Annotated in this window: 11 protein-coding genes (1 of these 11 cut by a window edge); 9 read left to right on the top strand and 2 right to left on the bottom strand. The window is 64.3% G+C overall.

Annotated features, from left to right (window positions below; genetic code table 11):
• The first annotated feature begins 45 nt into the window (after nucleotides 1–45).
• From crcB to ACTXGA_RS11790, 5 genes are all read left to right on the top strand, one after another.
• Entirely contained in the window at nucleotides 46–420 is a 375-nt protein-coding gene (gene crcB / locus ACTXGA_RS11810; RefSeq protein WP_443393859.1) for a fluoride efflux transporter CrcB, read from the top strand.
• The gene (locus tag ACTXGA_RS11805; RefSeq protein WP_443393857.1) at nucleotides 417–1,469 is read left to right on the top strand and encodes an RluA family pseudouridine synthase; all 1,053 of its coding nucleotides are present in this window, start codon (nucleotides 417–419) and stop codon (nucleotides 1,467–1,469) included. Before crcB ends, ACTXGA_RS11805 begins: the two co-directional genes overlap by 4 nt.
• On the top strand, nucleotides 1,466–2,140 hold the full coding sequence (locus tag ACTXGA_RS11800; protein WP_443393855.1) for an HAD-IA family hydrolase: 675 nt from the start codon (nucleotides 1,466–1,468) through the stop codon (nucleotides 2,138–2,140). Before ACTXGA_RS11805 ends, ACTXGA_RS11800 begins: the two co-directional genes overlap by 4 nt.
• The gene (locus tag ACTXGA_RS11795; RefSeq protein WP_443393853.1) at nucleotides 2,137–2,847 is read left to right on the top strand and encodes an ATP12 family chaperone protein; all 711 of its coding nucleotides are present in this window, start codon (nucleotides 2,137–2,139) and stop codon (nucleotides 2,845–2,847) included. Before ACTXGA_RS11800 ends, ACTXGA_RS11795 begins: the two co-directional genes overlap by 4 nt.
• A 180-nt stretch (nucleotides 2,848–3,027) precedes the next feature.
• The gene (locus ACTXGA_RS11790) at nucleotides 3,028–4,041 is read left to right on the top strand and encodes an amino acid ABC transporter substrate-binding protein (protein ID WP_443393851.1); all 1,014 of its coding nucleotides are present in this window, start codon (nucleotides 3,028–3,030) and stop codon (nucleotides 4,039–4,041) included.
• A 4-nt stretch (nucleotides 4,042–4,045) separates the two neighbouring features.
• On the opposite strand, the gene ACTXGA_RS11785 is transcribed toward ACTXGA_RS11790, so the two are convergent.
• The gene (locus tag ACTXGA_RS11785; protein ID WP_443393849.1) at nucleotides 4,046–5,323 is read right to left on the bottom strand and encodes a DUF2330 domain-containing protein; all 1,278 of its coding nucleotides are present in this window, start codon (nucleotides 5,321–5,323) and stop codon (nucleotides 4,046–4,048) included.
• A gap of 159 nt (nucleotides 5,324–5,482) precedes the next feature.
• Nucleotides 5,483–6,613, bottom strand: a complete 1,131-nt coding sequence (locus ACTXGA_RS11780; protein ID WP_443393847.1) for a class I SAM-dependent methyltransferase — start codon at nucleotides 6,611–6,613, stop codon at nucleotides 5,483–5,485.
• Nucleotides 6,614–7,071: 458 nt separating this feature from the next.
• On the opposite strand from ACTXGA_RS11780, the gene fabD reads away from it, so the two are divergent.
• The 4 genes in view from fabD to ACTXGA_RS11760 are tightly spaced (at most 3 nt apart) and all read left to right on the top strand, a layout consistent with a single transcriptional unit that may run on beyond the window.
• Nucleotides 7,072–10,461, top strand: coding sequence for an ACP S-malonyltransferase (gene fabD, locus ACTXGA_RS11775; protein ID WP_443393845.1), 3,390 nt, complete (start codon nucleotides 7,072–7,074; stop codon nucleotides 10,459–10,461).
• The gene (locus ACTXGA_RS11770; protein WP_443393843.1) at nucleotides 10,458–10,730 is read left to right on the top strand and encodes an acyl carrier protein; all 273 of its coding nucleotides are present in this window, start codon (nucleotides 10,458–10,460) and stop codon (nucleotides 10,728–10,730) included. Before fabD ends, ACTXGA_RS11770 begins: the two co-directional genes overlap by 4 nt.
• Nucleotides 10,731–10,733: 3 nt before the next feature.
• Complete coding sequence (asnB, locus tag ACTXGA_RS11765) at nucleotides 10,734–12,704, top strand: asparagine synthase (glutamine-hydrolyzing) (protein WP_443393841.1); 1,971 nt, start codon at nucleotides 10,734–10,736, stop codon at nucleotides 12,702–12,704.
• Nucleotides 12,701–18,960, top strand: partial view of an SDR family NAD(P)-dependent oxidoreductase gene (locus ACTXGA_RS11760; protein ID WP_443393839.1) — the 5' portion only. Its footprint extends 2,959 nt past the window's final position; 6,260 of the gene's 9,219 nt are visible here — the first part of the coding sequence; the start codon lies at nucleotides 12,701–12,703; the stop codon falls past the right edge of the window. Before asnB ends, ACTXGA_RS11760 begins: the two co-directional genes overlap by 4 nt.

The raw sequence follows: 18,960 nt of genomic DNA, 5'->3' as shown, positions 1-18,960 counted from the left end.
CTGCGCCGCTTGACATCGCAAGCCCACACAGCCACATCCGCGCGCATGACACCCATTATACAGGTCGCCCTTGGCGGCGCCATCGGCGCTTCGGCCCGCTACATGACGGGCATTGCCGCCGCACGCCTTCTGGGCAAGGGGTTTCCCTGGGGGACCCTGATCGTCAATGTCCTTGGCTCATTCCTGATGGGCGTTCTGGTCGTGGCGTTGCTGCATCTGAACGGCAACCGCTATGCGCCGCTGTTGATGACCGGCCTGCTGGGCGGGTTCACCACCTTTTCGGCCTTCTCGCTGGATGCGGTAACACTGTACGAACGGGGCGAAATTGCGCCGGCGGTGCTGTATGTCGGGGCCTCGGTCCTATTGTCGATTGCCGCGCTCTTTGCCGGTCTCACGTTTGCTAGGGGAATGACATCATGAGCCGGGTTCAAACCGTAACCGTCGGGCCGGGTGACGGCGATCAGCGGCTGGACCGCTGGTTCAAACGGCATTTCCCGCATGTGCCGCAGGGGCGCATCGAAAAGATGTGCCGCAAGGGCGAGGTACGGGTGGATGGCGCCCGGGCAAAGGCCTCGACCCGGCTGGAGGTGGGCCAGCAGGTGCGTGTGCCCCCGCTGCCCGAGCCGGGCGAGGCGGGTAAGGCCGAGGTTGTGGCCAAGCCGCGTGTGTCGGCGCAGGATGCCGAGATGATCCGCGCCTGCGTGATCTACAAGGATGACCATATCATCGCGCTGAACAAGCCGCCGGGCCTTGCCACGCAGGGCGGCAGCAAGCAGACGCGCCATGTCGACGGGTTGGCCGAGGCGCTGAAGTTCGATCTGGAGGAAAAACCGCGCCTTGTGCACCGTCTGGACAAGGACACATCCGGTGTTCTGCTGCTGGCGCGCACCCGCGCCGCCGCACAAGGGCTGACCGCCGCGATCCGCCACAAGATGACGCGCAAGATCTACTGGGCTCTGGTGGCGGGCGTGCCGACGCCGTACCTTGGCGAAATCCGTTATGGTCTGGTCAAGGCGCCGGGCCATGGGCATCACGGCGAGGGCGAAAAGATGCTTTGCGTGCATCCCCGCGACGTTGCCCAGACCGAAGGCGCGAAACGCGCGCATACGCTATATGCCACGCTCTACCGCGTGGCCGGGCGCGCGTCCTGGGTCGCGCTGGAGCCGATCACCGGCCGCACGCATCAGCTGCGGGCGCACATGGCCGAGATCGGGCACCCGATCATCGGGGATGGCAAATACGGCGGGTCCGGGCAGGAAAACCTTGGCGATGGCTGGGGCGCGCAGCTGGGCGGGGATATCTCTCGCAAGCTGCACCTGCACGCCCGGATGATGCGTTTCGAACATCCCCAGACCGGCAAGATGCTGACCATCACCGCGCCTCTGCCCGAACACATGGCGCACAGCTGGAACACGCTGGGCTGGGAAGAGAGCTTTGCCGACGAAGACCCCTTTGAGAGCCTGCTATGAGCTTGCGGCTGGTGATTTTTGACGTCGATGGCACGCTGGTCGACAGTCAGGGCGATATCCTTGGCGCGATGTCGGCCGCGTTCGAGTCCGAAGGGATGGAGCGGCCCGCGCGGGAAACGATCCTGAGCATTGTCGGGCTGTCACTGCCGCAGGCGTTTACACTGCTGACGCCGGATGCGGATGCGGTGGTGCGCACGCGCCTTGTTGAAACCTACAAGAACGCCTACGCCGATCTGCGTCTGCGCGGCGGACCAGAGGCCTCGCCGCTGTATCCCGGCATTCCGGAACTGCTGGACCGGCTGTCGGCGGAGGACGAGACGCTGTTGGCTGTGGCAACGGGCAAATCGCGGCGCGGTCTGACGGCGCTGTTGCAGAGCCACGGGCTGACCAAACGCTTTGTCACCACGCAGGTGGCCGATGACAACCCGTCGAAACCGCATCCTGCCATGCTGTTCAACGCCCTGCAGGATGCGGGCGTCGAGGCCGAGCGCGCGGTGATGATCGGCGATACAAGCTTTGACATGGAGATGGCGCGCGCCGCCGGTGTCGCCCGGATCGGCGTCACATGGGGATATCATCCGCGCGAGGCGCTTACCGATGCGCAGGTCGTGGTGGACGATGCCACGGCGCTTGGCCGCGCTATCGATGATCTGGTGAGGAGAGAAACATGAGCGAATGGGCGCTCAAGCGGTTCTGGAAAAACGCCGAAGTGGCGCAGCGGGATGACGGATACACCGTCACGCTGGACGGGCGCGGGATCAAGACCCCGGCCAAATCGACGCTGATCGTGCCGTCCGAGGCGCTGGCGCAGGAGATCGCCACCGAATGGGCCGCGCAGCAGGAAAAGGTCGATCCGACGACCATGCCCTTTACCCGCATGGCCAATTCCGCGCTGGACAAGGTGACGCCGCAGCACGCGGCCGTGGCGGACATGCTGGCCGCCTATGGGGACAGCGATCTGCTGTGTTATCGCGCCGAAATGCCCGAAGGGCTGGTCGAGCGGCAGCGCGAGAGCTGGGATCCGCTGCTGGATTGGGCGCATACGCGTTATGGGGCACGACTGTTGCCCAGGGCCGGGGTGATGCATGTGGCGCAGGACAAGGCGGCGCTGGACCGTCTGTCGACAGAGGTCCATGGCCAGTCGCCCTTTCAACTGGCCGCCTTTCATGACCTTGTTTCCATGTCCGGATCGCTTGTTCTGGCGCTGGCCGTCGTCGAGGGACAGCGCAGTTCAGACGATGCCTGGATGCTGTCGCGCATCGACGAGACATGGCAGGAAGAGCAGTGGGGTGAGGATGAAGAGGCCGCGGAAATCGCCGCACGAAAACGCGCCGAGTTCCTGCACGCGGCGGTTTTTTTCGAACTGACAGGCGCTTAAGTCTCACCGTTCGGGAGGAAGGATTGCCGCCTTCGGGGCATCCTTGCTTGACCTTTGCGCAGGAATCCGCCCAAATTGGGGCCGAGTGGTGGGGCGGCGCTGTTGATCGTCCGGCTTTCGAAGCCCGTCACAGGAAAACGGGCCGTTGGCAAGAAAAGTGACCGAAAGTCAGAGGAAGGCATGCACAGGCTAATCTATTGCGCGGCGATCCTGCTTGCCTGTGTTGTCACGGCGGCCACGGCCGGCACGCTTGACGAGGTCAAGAAGCGTGGAACGCTGGAATGCGGCGTGAACTCTGGCCTGATCGGCTTTGCCTCCAAGGATTCGCGCGATCAGTGGTCGGGGTTCGACGTCGATCTGTGCCGCGCTGTTGCTGCCGCAGTTCTGGGCGACCCGACGGCGGTGAACTTCATCGAGACGACCAACCGCTCGCGCTTTACCCTGCTTCTGGGCGGTGAGGTCGATCTGCTGTCCCGCAATACGACGTGGAGCTTTTCCACTGATGTCGGGGTAAAGGTCGATTTCGCAGGTATCAACTATTACGACGGTCAGCGTTTCATGGTGCCCAAGGCGCTGGGCGTGACCTCGGCCACGGAACTGGACGGCAAATCGATCTGCGTGCAGCCGGATACCAAGGCGGCCATGAACCTGTCCGAATATTTCGGACGCAAGAACATCACCTTTGAACGGATCGAGGTTGAAAGCACCGCGCAGGCGCAGACCTTCTACCTTGAAGGGGCCTGTGAGGTCTTTACCGCCGATGCGTCGGAACTGGCGGCGATCCGCGCCACCTTTCAGGCGCCCGGCGATCACCTGCTTCTCAGCGACGTGATCTCCAAGGAACCGCTGGGCCCGGTGGTGCGTCAGGGCGATGACGATTGGGCCGATGTGGTGCGCTGGGTGCTGAACGCGCTCATTTCCGCCGAGGAACTAGGCGTCACTTCGGTGAACATCGACGAAATGCGTGAACGCACCGACAACCCCGAGATTGCCCGGCTGTTGGGCACCGAGGGGCTGATGGGCGAAATGCTGGGCCTTGACCCCGATTGGGCCGTGCGCGCCATCAAGGCGGGTGGCAATTATGGTGAATTGTTCGCCCGCAACATCGGTGAGACTACGCCGATCGGCCTGTCGCGGGGGCTGAACCTGCAATGGACCGAAGGCGGACTGCTGTACAGTCCGCCGTTCCGCTGACCCCTCAGCGAAACATTTCCGGGATCGTATCGCGGACCTTTTCCAGAACTTCGGCCTCATCCCACCCGGTCAGGCGTGCGATGGTGCGCGCCTCATCCCTAAAACGGTTGCGGGTCTGCAGCACATAGCCTTCGGCGGCATCACATGTCATGTCGCCCTCGAAGGGGTGGTTCATGACATAGCGGCCTTGGAAATTGCGGCGGTCACGCGTTTCCACGAACATCACGTCCTCGGGCATCTGGTCTTTGGTGTATCGCGCATGCAGGCGGGTGACGTAGACGTTCTGGCCCTGCTGGTTGTCGCCGTCGGGCAGCCAGTCGATCCCCAGTTCGGCCAATTCGCCATTGGTCAGCGGATCGGCGGCGCAGGGATCACACCATGCCATGTCCCACGCATATTCGGTGACGATGCCGCCCTCCTCCGGAGCGGCCTGCGCAAACAGCGCCTTGTAGAAGGGACCGAATTCCGCCTCGATATACAGCGGCACGTCCAGGTTGCTGGGCAGTTGCACGGGCGTGTAATTCTGCGGCTCCACCCGGCCGCTGCGCGACAGCATGAAGAACAGTGCATCCTGCGGGCCGTCGGCGTTCAGCTTGCCCAGTTGGATGGGCAGCATGAAATGGTCGGAGGTAAATGAAATCTGCAGGGGCGGCAGTTCCTTGGTTTCGGACGCGGCGTGACGTTCGAGGTTCACGCCGGCGACAAAGAACTTCATGCCGCCATCGATATAGTCCTTCAGCACGGGTTCCGCCCCTTCGGGGAGTTGATACCCCTCTGACGTCAGGAAATTGGCGAGGCCATCCGACTGCTCGGCCCCGAGGATCAGGATGTCATAGGTGCCGACGGCGTATTGCGCCTCGATGGTCACGCCGAGCGCCTTTGCCCGATCCTCGATATCGAGGACCCGGCCTTCGTTCACCACCGCACTCAGCGACAGCGTGGGCGACATCAGCATCGGCGGGTTGCAGGGATCGTGATCGAAGTATTCGACAAGACGCGGCGCGGTGTAGGCGTCCAGATGCTGCACGGTTTCAGCCTCGACCGTGCGGATTTCCTCCCGCAGCAAGACCCGTGGGGTGGGCACCACAAGGGCGAAATCCCGTGGTTCACCGCGATAGTCCGAGGACATGGTGATGACCGACCGGGTGCCATCCCGGACAAAGACCACCTTCGAGCTTTCGTTGAACAGTTCACCGTCGGCCTTGGCCACGTAAAAGCCGCAGAAAGCCTGCGCCGAGGCTGCGAAAAGGGAGAAGAAAAGGAAGAAGAATAACCGCGTCATGAAGGACTCCTGACAATGTGTCGTCCTTCAGACTAACACAGGGGGCGTTCAGACAAAGGAGTTTGCCCGCCGCCCGCACGGGGTGTCAGGGGCCTGACCCGTTCGGGGCCCGCTGCAGACCGGGTTGCTGTGAGGAGCGAAAGCGCCCGCCTTGATCCGTCAGGACGCGCGCGCCCGATCGGGAACATTCTGTTGCCTGTGCTCGGCCGGCAATGGCCGCAGCTTGTCGGCGCGCAGGATGTAGTAGGAACTTCCGGCTTGAACGACCTTCAGGTTCCCGGCCTCGGGCGGCAGGTAATTCACCGGCGCTTCGTCCAGCATCCACGAATTGGAGCTGGTCGAGGTGATGGTGCGGTAGAAATGCTGCCGTTCGATCCATGAACTGCCGCGCGCCAGTTGTTCATCCAGCAGAAAAACCGTTCCGCCGGTCTTGCAGACCCGGAACAGCTCGGCCAGCGCCTTGCTGCCCATGGCCTGTTGATTGACGCCGCCAAAGCTGGTCACCACGTCAAAACTTTCGTCGGCAAAGGGCAGGGCAACCGCATCACCCACGCGCAGGTCCAGCTTGGGGAATTGCGCCTGACCTGCCGCGACGCCGTTGGGGTTTGAATCGATCCCCGTCACGGTGCCGCCCGCGTCAACGATCCGGTCGGCAATATGCGCCAGAAAGGAACTCCCGTCGCCACAGGCGACATCCAGAACAGCGGGCTGTGGATCAAGCTCCAGCGCCGTGTCGGCGATTGCATGGCTGAGCGGTCGGCGGCTGAAGCCCTTGATGATCCCCGGGTTGACGTGCTGCCGGGCGCGGAACCAGCGGTCTACTTCGAAATCCATCAGAAAGGCATAGATCAGGCCCAGCCCCAATGCCTTGAGCCAGATGCCATCGGCGAGGAGCAAGAGTGCAAGCCCGCCCAGCAACATCCCGAATTGCAGCGCCTTTTGTGTCCACGCCACAAGAAGCATGCCCATGAACACCACGGGCATCATCACGTTGGAGCCATAGGTGCGCGACACGGTCATCCGGACGACCTGATAGATTGTCGGCAGGAAATGCAGCGCCAGTACTGCGGCCACGGCCAGCCAATGCCCCCAGAGCACAACCGTCAGCGCCAGCGCGACAAGGCTGCGCAGGATCCAGAATTCCAGGGCCCAGGTGCGGTGCGGGAAACACTGCCACAGCCATCCCTCATCGTGAAAGCCTTGCGGTCTTGAACCGCCGCCAAGCCGGGTTCGGATCGCGTCTTTCAGATTGGCGCGGAATTCGGCTGCTTTGCTTTCGGCTGCGTTCATCTGATTTCCTTTTCATCGGCAGAACGCGCCATCGACAAAAAAAGGCGGCACATCGGAGCGTAGGCGATACGGCAAGACGGGCCATCGGCTGGCCCGAAATCCGGCATCCCCGGTGCGCCCTCAGCTAAAGATGGATTCGCTTGGGTGTCAAACGAAATGACTCAATTTTTTGGTGAGTTAAATAGCAGGCAATACGCGCAATGCGATTGCAAATATAAATTGTTTTTGGTGAACCTTATTGACCGAATGGTTGAGCGGGTGCTACCTCAGTCTGAGGCTTTCCGTTGCGGCAGGGGGACGTGCTATCATGATATTTCAAGGTGTTGATGGCGGATGACGCAAGGTAACTCAGCCAGATGCATCCAGTCAGGCCGTGACCGCGAAACCGGTTGTCGTGCCGCTGTCCGGGCATTCAGTTCAAGGTACGATGGCAGGCCTGCAGGGGGTCGGCAAGCACGATGAATGCCCTTCCCTCCCGCGCGACAAAGGTGACCGATAGCGGCACCGCTTTCCTGTTTCCCGGGCAGGGATCCCAATATCCTCAGATGGGCCGGATGCTATTCGAAGGCGATCCGGTTTTTCGCGCCGCGATGACGCGGCTGGACCGGCACCTGATGTCCTTGGGAGAACCGTCCGTTCTTGATCGGCTGTATGCCCCGGGCGTGTCAAAGGAAGTGCGTCTGGACGATACCGTCCTGACACATCCGGCGATCTTCATGGTCGAGGTGGCGCTGGCCGAACGACTGATTGCCGGAGGGGTGCGCCCCGACTGCGTGCTGGGCAGTTCGCTGGGCGAATATGCGGCTGCCGTGGTGGCCGGCGTCCTGCCTGCCGAAGAGATGCTGGAATGCGTGCTGGGATCGGCGCGGGCAATAGCCGACACTTGCCCGCCGGGGGCGATGCTGGCGGCGATGGCCTCTATCGACAGGGTGATGCCGCTGGCCGAAGGGCTGACGGTCGCCGGTGTCTACGGTCCGGAAAACACGGTCCTTTCCGGCGCGCCGGACAGGGTCGCGGCGGCGCGCGCCCGTTTGTCCGAACAGCGCATTCTGGCTGTCGATCTGCCTGTCGGCCACGCCTTTCACGCGCCGGAACTGGACCCTGCGGCGGCCCGTGTTTCGGCGGTGTTTAAGGGGCGCAACCTGTCCGAGCCGACCATTCCGATGATTTCCTGCCGCACCGGAGCCGTGGTGCGCAGCCTGTCGCCCGAACATTTCGCGACCATCGGACGTGCGCCGATCCTGTTCCGCGAGGCGGTGCAGGCGCTGGGTGAAAAGACGCGGATCACCGCTGTTGTCGACGTTGGCCCCTCTGGCAGTCAGGCGACGCTGGTCCGACAGGCCGCCGGGCGCGATCCGGGCTGGAACGGGCATGCGATCCTGTCGCCCTATGCCGGTGCGGAGGCCGAATTGCGCCAGTTGCAAAAGGTCGAGCAAGCCTGCGCCCGGCCCGAGGCGCGGGCCGCCCGTCCGGTGGCGGTGTCCCTGCCAAAGACCGCAGTGGTTTTTGCCGGACAGGGATCGCAGTTCAAGGGGATGGGGCAGGCGCTTTTCGAACGCTTCCCAGAGCAGGTCGCGCAGGCCGACGCGATCCTCGGCTATTCGATTTCGGACCTTTGTCTGCAGGATCCCGAAGGGCGGCTGCGCGACACGCGTTACACCCAGCCCGCCATCTTTGTGGTCAATGACCTTGCCTGGCAGGCGCATCTGGAAGAGGGCGACGCGCCCGATATTCTGGCCGGGCATTCTCTGGGAGAGATGAATGCCCTGGTGGCCGGCGGGGCGATGGATTTCGCCACCGGACTGCGCGTGGTGCAAGAGCGGGCTGCCCGGATGGGCGAGGCGCAGGCCGGTGGCATGTCTGCGGTGCTGGGGCTGGGACGAGAGACCATCGCGAAGACGCTCGCCCAAGCCGGGCTGGATCAGGTCGATATCGCCAACATCAACACGCCCTCGCAGATCGTGATTTCGGGCGACGCCGCGCAGGTGAAGGCCGCCGCCGCGCCGCTGGAGGCGGCGGGCGCGAAGGCCGTGCTGCCCTTGCCGGTTGGCGGGGCGTTTCATTCGCGGCTGATGCAACCGGCGGAACAGGCCTTTGCCGCCTTCGTCAACGGTGTCGACCTGTCGGATCCCGGCATACCCGTCTTGTCCAACATTTCCGCCTGCCCCTACGGTGCCGGAGAGGTGGCCAGCGGCATGGTCCGCCTGCTGTCGCGTCCCGTCGACTGGGTCGGTTGCGTGACCTACATGCTGGAGGCTGGTGTCGACCGGTTTGTCGAGATCGCGCCCAAACCGGTGCTTGCGAACATGATCGCCGAGACGCGCAAGGGCTGGACCGGCGGCGGCGTTCCGGTGGCCGAGTTGCCCAGACCCGTTCCACGGCCGACACGCGCCGAGCCCATCGCCCCTGCGCCCGCCGAGCCTGTCAGCAGGGCTGTTCCGCGCGCCCCAGAGCCCCTGCGCGCCAAGACACAAACGCGCACGGCGCCAGCCCTGAACCTGCGGCTGGGCTTTGCGCCGGAAACGCTTGGCTCTGCGGCCTTTCGCAACGCGCACGGCACGCGCTATGCCCATATTTGCGGCGCCATGGTCCACGGCATTGCCAGCGTTGATCTGGTGTTGGCCTGCGGTCGGGCGGGTATCCTGTCGTTCTTTGGCAGCGGTGGGCTGCCGCCGGACCGGGTCGAGGCAGCGATCAAGCAGATTTCGAATGCGCTGGGTCAGGGCGCGCCGTGGGGCATCAACCTGCTGAACGGGTCGAACGAGGCGCAGAACGTGGCGCTGTTCCTGCGCCACGGTGTCCGCCGGATCGAAGCCTCTGCCTATATCAAGATCACCAAGGAACTGGTGCGTTACCGGCTCTCCGGGCTGTCGCGTGACGGTGACGGGGTGCGCATCGACAACATGATCGTGGCCAAGCTGTCGCGCCCCGAAGTCGCGCGCAATTTCCTTGACCCGGCGCCAGAGGCCTTGGTTTCTGAATTGCTGGCCGAGGGCGCGGTGACGCCGGAAATGGCCGAACTGGCCCGCCGCGTGCCGATGGCGGATGACATTTGCGTCGAGGCGGACTCTGGCGGCCATACCGATCAGGGAGTCGCCGCCGTGCTGGTCCCGGCGATCTGCCGTTTGCGCGACGCGGTGCAGGACGAACGCGGTTACGCCACGCCGGTCCGCATCGGCGCGGGCGGCGGGATCGCCACGCCAGAGGCAGCGGTTTCGGCCCTGATGCTGGGGGCCGAGTTCCTTGTGACCGGATCGATCAACCAATGCACGGTCGAGGCCGGGACATCGGATCTGGTCAAGCAGATGCTGTCCGAAGCCGAGGTGCAGGACACCGCCTATGCCCCCGCAGGCGACATGTTCGAGATCGGCGCCAAGGTGCAGGTCCTGCGCCGGGGGGTATTCTTTCCGGCGCGCGCCAACCGGCTGTTCGAATTGTATTCCCGCCACGACAGCCTTGACGAGATCGACAGCCGATCTCGTGCGCAGGTCGAGGAAAAATACTTTCGAAAGAGTTTCGGCGAGGTCTGGGAGGCCTGTTGCGACTACTGGCCCGCCGAGGCGGTGGCCCATGCCGAACGCACGCCCAAACAGAAGATGGCCTATGTCTTTCGCTGGTACTTTGGCCTGTCCGGGCGGATGGCCCTGCAGGGCAATGCCGAGCGCAAGCTTGATTTCCAGATCCATTGCGGACGGTCGATGGGGGCCTTCAACCAGTGGGTCGCGGGAACCTCCCTCTCGGACTGGCGCGCGCGCCAGGTCGCCAACGTTACGCTGCACCTGCTGGATGGCACCGCCAGACAGCTTGAAACCGCGATCACCCGCCTAATACCGGAGCACGCACAATGACCCAGACCTCTTCCCGGCGCGACGCCATCCGCAGCTATATCGAAGAGCAGTTTCTCGTGACCTACGGCGAGGATTTCGAAGGGGACACGAACCTGTTCCAGGCCGGTATCATGGACAGCTTTGGCTATGTTCAACTGGTGGGATTCCTGACAGACGAATTCGGCGTGACCTTCGACGACGATGCGATTTTCGGTGATGTCATGGTCAGCCTCGACCGCATGGTCGCGGCGGTCAACGATTCCGCCAGCCCGCTGGCCCAGGCCGGCTGAGCGATGTGCGGAATTGCCGGTGGGATCGGGGTGACGCAGACGCCCCCCGATCCGGAAACCATTGTCGCCATGCTGGGCCGGATTGGCCACCGCGGACCGGATGAGGCGGGCTATTACGTCGATGATCGTGTGGCGCTTGGCAATGTGCGGCTGAGCATTCTCGATCTTGCATCGGGTCAGCAGCCGATGGCGGACCCCGCCGAGCGTTTCTGGATCACCTACAACGGCGAAATCTACAACTATGTCGAACTGCGCGATGAGCTGATCGCGGCGGGTGTGCGGTTCCGCACGACCTGCGACACCGAGGTTCTGCTGGCGGCTTGGCGGCACTGGGGGGCGGACTGTCTGCCACGATTGAACGGCGCCTTCGCCTTTGCTATCTGGGACCGGGAAAAGCGCGAGTTGGTGCTGGCGCGCGACCGTTTTGGAAAGCGCCCTCTGTTCTGGATGCGCCATGGCGGCCGGATCTGGTTCGCGTCCGAAATGAAGGCCTTTCTCGAAGTGCCTGGCTTCGACTTTGTGCCGGACCGGGCGCAGGTCGCATCGATCCTTGCCGGATGGACGCCGTTGCCTGCGCAAAGTGCATGGCAGGGCATCGAGTCCCTGCCCATGGCGCAGCTGATGCGGGTCAGCGGGGATGGCAGCATCCAAACCAACACCTACGCGTCGCTGGACTTCGCCGACGACGGCATCGTGCGCAGCCGGGCCGAGGCCGTGGGACGCATCCGCGACGCGGTGACCGAGGCGGTGCGGCTGCGGATGCGCAGCGATGTGCCGGTTGGTGTCTACCTGAGCGGCGGGCTGGACAGTTCCATCGTGACCGAGGTGGCCTCCCGCTATTCTGACAGGCGGCTGTCGACCTTTTCGGTCGAATTCGAAGAGGCCTCGCTGGACGAGTCGCCCTACCAGCGGATGATGTCCGATCAGGTGGGCACCGACCACACCGCCTTGCGCATCACCGCAGCAGACCTGTGCGAGGCGTTTCCCCAAGCGCTGTACCACGCCGAGGTGCCGGTCTTTCGCACCGCATTCGTGCCGATGTTCCTGCTGTCGCAGGCGGTGCGCAACGCCGGCATCAAGACCGTGCTGAGCGGCGAGGGCGCAGACGAGGTTTTTCTGGGTTACAGCCTGTTCCGCGAGGTGATGTTGCGGAACGGCTGGCATGACATGACCCCGGCAGAGCGGAAGGCGCGCATTGCCGACCTGAACCCCTATCTTGGCCATTTCACCGAAGAAACCCACGGCCCGCTGATGGGGCTTTACAAGAATTACCTGACCGAAACGCAGCCCGGTCTGTTTTCGCACGAAATCCGTTTTCAGAACGGCCGCTTCGCGCTGCGCCTGCTGGCGGGGGACACGTCAGACGCCTTCGCTCCCTTGCAGGGGTTGGTGGCCGACGCACCGGAATACGCCGGGTTGAACCCGGTCGCGCGGGCGCAGTGGCTGGAGTTCCGCACGCTTTTGGCGGGGTATCTGCTGTCCACACAAGGAGAGCGGATGGGGCTTGCCCACGGGGTGGAGAACCGCTGCCCGTTCCTTGATCCCTCTGTTGTCGCGCTGGCGGGGTCGGTGAACCTCAAGCACGATGGCGGCTGGACGGAAAAGGGGCTGTTGAAAGAGGCGTTCCCGGAACTGCCTGAGCCCGTGCGAACCCGTCACAAGCACCCCTACCGCGCGCCGGATTCCGCGTCGTTCATGGCCGAACGGCCCGATTACATGGAGCTTTTGCTGTCAGATGCAGAGCTGGAAAAGGATGACCTGATCGACGCCCGTTTTGCTTCGGCGCTGGTGCGCAAGATTTCCAACCAGCCGCCTGAGCGGATCAGCGTCCGGGAAAATCAGGCTTTTGTCTACCTGCTGTCCCTGCGTCTGTTGCAGCAGCAATTCGCGTCTCGTCCGGTTCGGCGCGCGCCTCTGCCGCAGGATGTGCGGGATCGCATGACTGTCGCCCGCGATGAACGGTGCATGGCATGAGTCCCCGCGCCCAGCCTGTTGCCATTGTTGGCCTCGCTCTGCGGGTTCCGGGGGCCGAGACACCGGATCAACTGTGGCAGATTCTCTCCGAGGGCCGCTCTGCCATCACACCCCTGCCCGAAGCCCGGCGGACCGCCGGTTTCCCGCCTGATCTGGACTGCTGGGGCGGTTTTATTGAGGACGCAGATGGGTTCGAGCCCGGCTTCTTTGGGATCTCGCCCCGTGAGGCGAGCAGCATGGACCCGCAACAGCGTTTCCTGCTGGAACTGTCGTGGAACGCCATCGAAAACGCCGGTCTGACGCCGGATGCGCTGGCCGGACCCCGGACCGGCGTTTTCATGGGGGCCTGCCACTGGGACTACATGGAGATGATGGGCCGTTCTGGCGACCCACCGGACGCCTACATGCCCACCGGCGTTGCGCCGTCGATCCTGGCGAACCGGATATCCTACCAGTTCGATTTTTCGGGCCCCAGCGTGTCCAATGACACCGCCTGTTCCAGCGCGCTGGTCGCCGTTCATCAGGCGGTTCAGGCCCTGCGCGAGGGCACTTGCGATGCGGCGCTGGCGGGGGCTGCGAACCTGATCTGGTCCCCCGACCATTTTCAGGCCTTCACCCGCAACGGCATGCTGTCCAAGACCGGGCAATCCCGCGCGTTCGACGCCGGGGCCAACGGCTATGTGCGCGGCGAAGGCGGCGTGGTCGTTCTGCTCAAGACACTGGACCGGGCCGAGGCCGATGGCGACCCGATCCACGCGGTGATCCGCGCCGTGGGCACCAACCACGGAGGCCGTTCCAGCGGGCTGACCGTGACCAATCCACGGGCGCAGGCTGATCTGATTGTCGCGGTGATGACAGAGGCCGGTGTCCGTCCCGACAGATTGGACTACGTCGAGGCGCATGGCACCGGGACGCCGGTGGGGGACCCGATCGAAATCGTGGGGCTCAAGCGCGCGTTGACGGAACTCGCCGCGCGCAGCGGACATGCGCCGGGCGAAGGCCGTGTCGCTGTCGGTTCGGTCAAGACCAACATTGGACATCTTGAAGGGGCGGCGGGACTGGCGGGCATTGCCAAGATCCTTTGTGCCATGCGCGCAGGGACTTTGCCGGCCAATGCCGAGTTCGAGCGCCCCAACCCGCTGTTGCGCATTGACGGATCGCCGCTGCGCATTGCCTCGGAACCGAAATCCTGGGTGCCGGGCAAGCGACCTAGGATCGCGGCTGTCAGTTCGTTCGGATTTGGCGGGACCAATGCGCACGCGGTTCTGCAGGATTACCGCGACAGTCGCAAATCGCCCAAGGTAAACGACCTGCAGATCGTTCCGCTGTCGGCGCGGGATGAACGCGGTTTGCAGGCGCGGGCGCGGGCGCTGCTGGCCGATCTGGATGCAATGCCGGATGTGTCGCTGTCCGCCATCGCCTGGACCCTGCAGATGGGCCGTGTGCCGATGACGACCCGTGCTGCCATCCTGTGTCGGGACGTGGCAACTCTGCGCACCTGTCTGCTGGCATGCGCCGAAGGACGCCCTGCCGAGGGCCTGCTGACCGCCGCGTCGGAGCAGGAGGCGGCCGAAACCGCGCCGGATCTGAAAAAGCTGCGCAAGTGGGTCAGGAAAGCGGCGCTGCCAAAGATCGCCAAGGCATGGGTAGCCGGAGCCGACGTCGACTGGGATGAATTGGGTGACCCGGTACCGCGCCAGCACCTGACCGGCTATGGCTTTGCCCGTGAGAGGCACTGGTTCCCGTCGGCCACGCCGGTTCTGGAATTCGAAGTGCGCAACCGCTCTACACTGGATCGGACCGTCTTTACCCTGACGTTGCCGATCTCCCATCCCTTGCTGCGCGACCATATCATCGGTGGGCGGCCTATCTTGCCGGGCACTGCGATTCTGGAGGCTGTCCGCCAGGCGGGCGAACAGGCCTTGCCGGGCGAAGGGGCGGTTGCGCTGACCGATGTGGTTTGGTTGCGCGCGGCAGAACCCGCCGAGGATGGCGTGACATTGACGGTCAGCCTGATCCCAGATCCAGAGACTGGCCAGATCGCATTTCGGGTGGAAACAGCCGCGCAAGAAGTCTGTGGCAAGGGCCATGTGTCGCGTGCGGCGATGCCGGAAAGCGCTGCAGTGCCTGATCCCGCCGGGTCGGCGCAGGGGACGGAGGATAGCTATAAACGTCTTGCAGCAGCCGGGATCCAGCATGGCGCAGTGTTCCGTGCGCTGACAGCCTGCTGGGCTGAGGGCGAGAGCATCGTTGCAGACCTGACCTTGCCAGAGGTCGCGGGGCGGACGACGGACCAGCCGGGCCATCCGGTCCTGTTGGATGCGGCCTTGCAGGCCATCGCGGCGCTGCCCGGGGAAGAGACACCCGGCATTCCCTTCGCGGCGGATCGAGTTGTCTATGGCGCGCCTGTCACGGACAAGATGCGCGCACAGGTTCGCCGTACTGGTCCGCGTCGGTTCGACGTGGACCTGTGGCGTGAGGACGGGACCCTTGCGGTCGCCATGCGCGGCCTTGTCACCCGTGCCATCGGCGGCACCTCGGCAACGCAGGCGGGCAGCGCGGATGCTGTGCAATTGGCCGCACCGGGCTGGGGCGCGGAGACGCCGGATCCCTTGGCGCAATCTGTTCCCTTCGACCTGATCCTGTGCGTCGACACCGGCGATGCCTCGCAGCGCCCGGCGGCACTGCAGGCGGCGGGCTATCCCATCCATGCGCTGACAGCCGATAGGACGTCCGACCCGGCCTTGGCGGCGCGCAGACTTGCCACCGATCTTACGGCAGTTCTGGGCAAGATCCCGTCGGCGGGTGCGCCGATGCGGATTCTGGCGGCCCTGCCGCTGAACGATAGGCTGGGCCGGATGGTATCGCCCCTTCTGCATAGTCTGGCCTTGGAAAACCCGCGCTTGTACCCGCGGGTGATCGAAACGGATGAGCGCGACCTTGCACCACGTATTGCGCGCGAAGCCGCGTTTGGCGGTGCCGAGGACGTCCGGATTAGTCCGGACGGTCTGCGCCTGCAGCGCAGTTTTGCCCCGCTGGCGGCACCGGCCATCAGCGAAAACCCCTGGACCGCGCGCGGGGTCTACTGGATCACCGGCGGCAGCGGTGGTTTGGGGCGGATCATGGCCCGCCACCTGCTGGACCGGGGCGCCAGTACGGTCGTTTTGAGCGGGCGGCGTAAACCTGATGCGCCTGATCTGCCGGGATGTGTCTCTTTGCCATGTGACGTGACGGACCCGGTGGCGCTGGCTGCGGCGCGTGCGCGGATCGAGCAAACCCATGGTCCCCTGCACGGGGTGATCCATGCTGCGGGCATCTTGCGGGATGGGCTGGCCGCGACCAAACGGCCCGATGACATTGCCGCGGTCTTTGCGCCCAAGGTCGAGGGGCTGGTGGCGCTGGATGCGGCAACATCGGACTGTGACCTTGAACTGTTTGCGGTGTTCTCCTCGATTGCCGCAGTTCATGGCGCGGTGGGTCAGTCGGACTATGCCGCCGCCAACGGCTTTATGGACGGTTTTCTGGAACGGCGGCGGGCCGCCGTGGCACAAGGCAGGCGCAAAGGCCGCAGCCTGTGCATGAACTGGCCGCTATGGTCCGAGGGCGGCATGCAGGTTGACGACCGTGCGGCGGGGGCGATGACCGCACGGATGGGCGTCCGTCCCCTGCCCACGACGGTCGGACTGTCGATCTTCGATGATATGGCGCGGGGCGCCCTGCCGGAACATCTGGCGATTGGATACGGCGATGCCGCCCGGATCGGCGCATTTCTGAGTGTTGGCGATCGCAACGCCGCCGTACCTCCGGCGCATGGTCAGCCAGACACAAACGATACGACCGCAGGACAACAGTTGGTCAATGAGGGCGACCTGCGCGCGCCCCTGCTGGACCGGTTGCGCGGTTTCTTTGCCGAGGTTCTTGCGCTGTCACCGGACAAGGTCCGGACCGATACGCCCTTTGACACCTACGGGTTCGACTCCATCATTGCGGTGGACATGATCGAGCGCATAGAGGTCTGGCTGTCGGTCAGCCTACCCAAGACACTGTTCTTTGAACATGTGGATCTGAACGGGATTGCCGATGCCTTGCTGGCCTCCGAAGGGTCGGCGCTCACGGCCGTCCTGGTGCCGCCACAGGCACCCGTGCCGACCGTGGCAGAGGGGCCCGCTGCCCCCTCTCATCCGGTCGTCGAAGCGGCTGCGGTCGAAGGTGCGCCGCAGTCCCCCGTTGCGGCATCAGCCATGGCCGCGCCACAGGTCCAGACGGGGCGGGACCGGCATGAGATTGCCGTGATCGGGATCGGCGGACGCTATCCCGGCGCCAAGGATCTGGATGGGTTCTGGCAGATGATCCGTCGCGGCGACCATGCCTTTGGTCCGATCCCGGGAGACCGTTGGCCGCATGAGGAAATCTATTATCCCGAACGGTCGGTTCTGGGAAAATCCACCATGCTCACGGGCAGCTTTCTGGAGGGAATAGACCAGTTCGACCCGCGCTATTTCAACATGTCGCAGGCAGACGCCGAGGTCATGTCACCCGAGGTGCGGCTGTTGCTGGAATCGGCTGTCCAGACGTTCGAGGATGCGGGCTATTCCCGCGAAGCCCTGCACCAGCAGATGGATGCAGACGTGGGCGTGCTGGTGGGCACGATGAGCAACCACTACAACCTGTACGGCGTGCAGAACATGCTGACACGTGGGTCGCGGGCGTCGGGCAGCTATACCGGGACCATGCCCAACATGATCTCGTATTTCTACGGGTTGACCGGGCCGTCCCTGTTTCTGGATACGATGTGCTCTGCCTCGTTGACGGCGCTGGATCTGGCGGTGCGGCTTCTGCGCGAGGGGCAATGCCGCATGGCGCTGGCGGGTGGCGTGAACCTGCTGTTGCACCCCTTCAACATGATCTCTTCCTCGCAGGAACATTTCACCACCAACCGCGCTGAGGTGATCCGCAGCTTTGGCGAAGGGGCCGATGGCACGATCCTTGGCGAAGGGGTGGGCACGGCGCTGCTGAAACCCCTGCGCGAGGCAGAGCGTGACGGCGACAATATCCAGGCGGTGATCCTGGGCACGGCCATGACAAATGCCGGAACACGCAACGGGTTCACCGTGCCGCGTCCGGGCATGCAGGCCAAGGCGGTGCGCGACGCGCTGACCGACGCGGGCGTTGCGCCCGAAACCATCAGCTATATCGAAACCCACGGTTCAGGCACCAAGCTGGGCGACCCGATAGAGATTGCCGGTCTGCACGAGGTCTTTGGCCGTACGGGTAAATGCGCGATCGGCTCGGTCAAGTCGAATATCGCGCATCTGCTGGCGGCGGCGGGCATCGTCGGATTCACCAAGGTCCTGATGCAGATGCGTCATGGCGAGATTGCGCCCTCGCTTCATTCGCAATCGCTGAACCCGGCGATTCCGTTCGACCAATCGCCGTTTGCCGTCCAGCAGGAACTGACGAGTTGGGAACGTCCCGTCGATGCGGCCGGGCAGCCGATCCCGCGCCGTGCGGGCCTGACCTCGATCGGGGCAGGCGGCATGAACGGTCATATGATCCTGCAGGAATATCGCGCCCCCGCATCGCCCCGCCGGGCATTGCAGGCGCGTCCGGTCGTCCTGTCCGCCTTCAACCCGAAGGCCATGCCGGATGTTGTCGCCGGGTTGCTGGACTGGATCGGGGCGAACCCCGACGCCGATCTGGATGCCGTGGCCCATACGCTTGCGGTCGGGCGCACGGCGCTGCGCTGTCGCTTCGCGTGTGTCGCGACCGATCTGGAGGAACTGGCCGCTATCCTGCGTCGATGGCAAGACGGGGAACCCGGTGGCTGGCGCCTGACAGAGGACGTTCTGGCAGTGGCCGAACAGGGTGCCGCGCCCGCGCCAACCGATGCAGAAACCGCCTGCGCCGCTTTCCTTGATGGGCAAAAGGTGGATTGGTCGCAGATCTGGCCTGATCCTCCGGCGCGGATTTCGCTGCCAACCTACCCGTTCCAGCGCGTGCGCTGCTGGGTCGAAGTCTTCGATGATGCGCCCAGCGTGTTGCGCCCCGAGGCGTTTCGCCGTCGGTTGCATCCCTTGATCGGGCAGAACGTGTCCGACCTTGACGGGGTCGGCTTTCGGACCCGGGTGCTGGTTGACGATCTTCTGGACTACACCAGACGCGTCGGCGGTCGATCGGTGCTGGAACCCTTGGCGCTGCTCGATGCGGCGATGGCGGCGTTCGATCTGGCCAAGGCCGGGACGCAGGGGGTGTCTGA

The sequence above is a fragment of the Antarctobacter jejuensis genome, assembly GCF_052266595.1.
Lineage (GTDB): Bacteria > Pseudomonadota > Alphaproteobacteria > Rhodobacterales > Rhodobacteraceae > Antarctobacter > Antarctobacter jejuensis.
The sequence above is the reverse complement of the archived record's forward strand: the minus strand, read 5'-3'. Positions and strand labels throughout refer to the sequence as shown.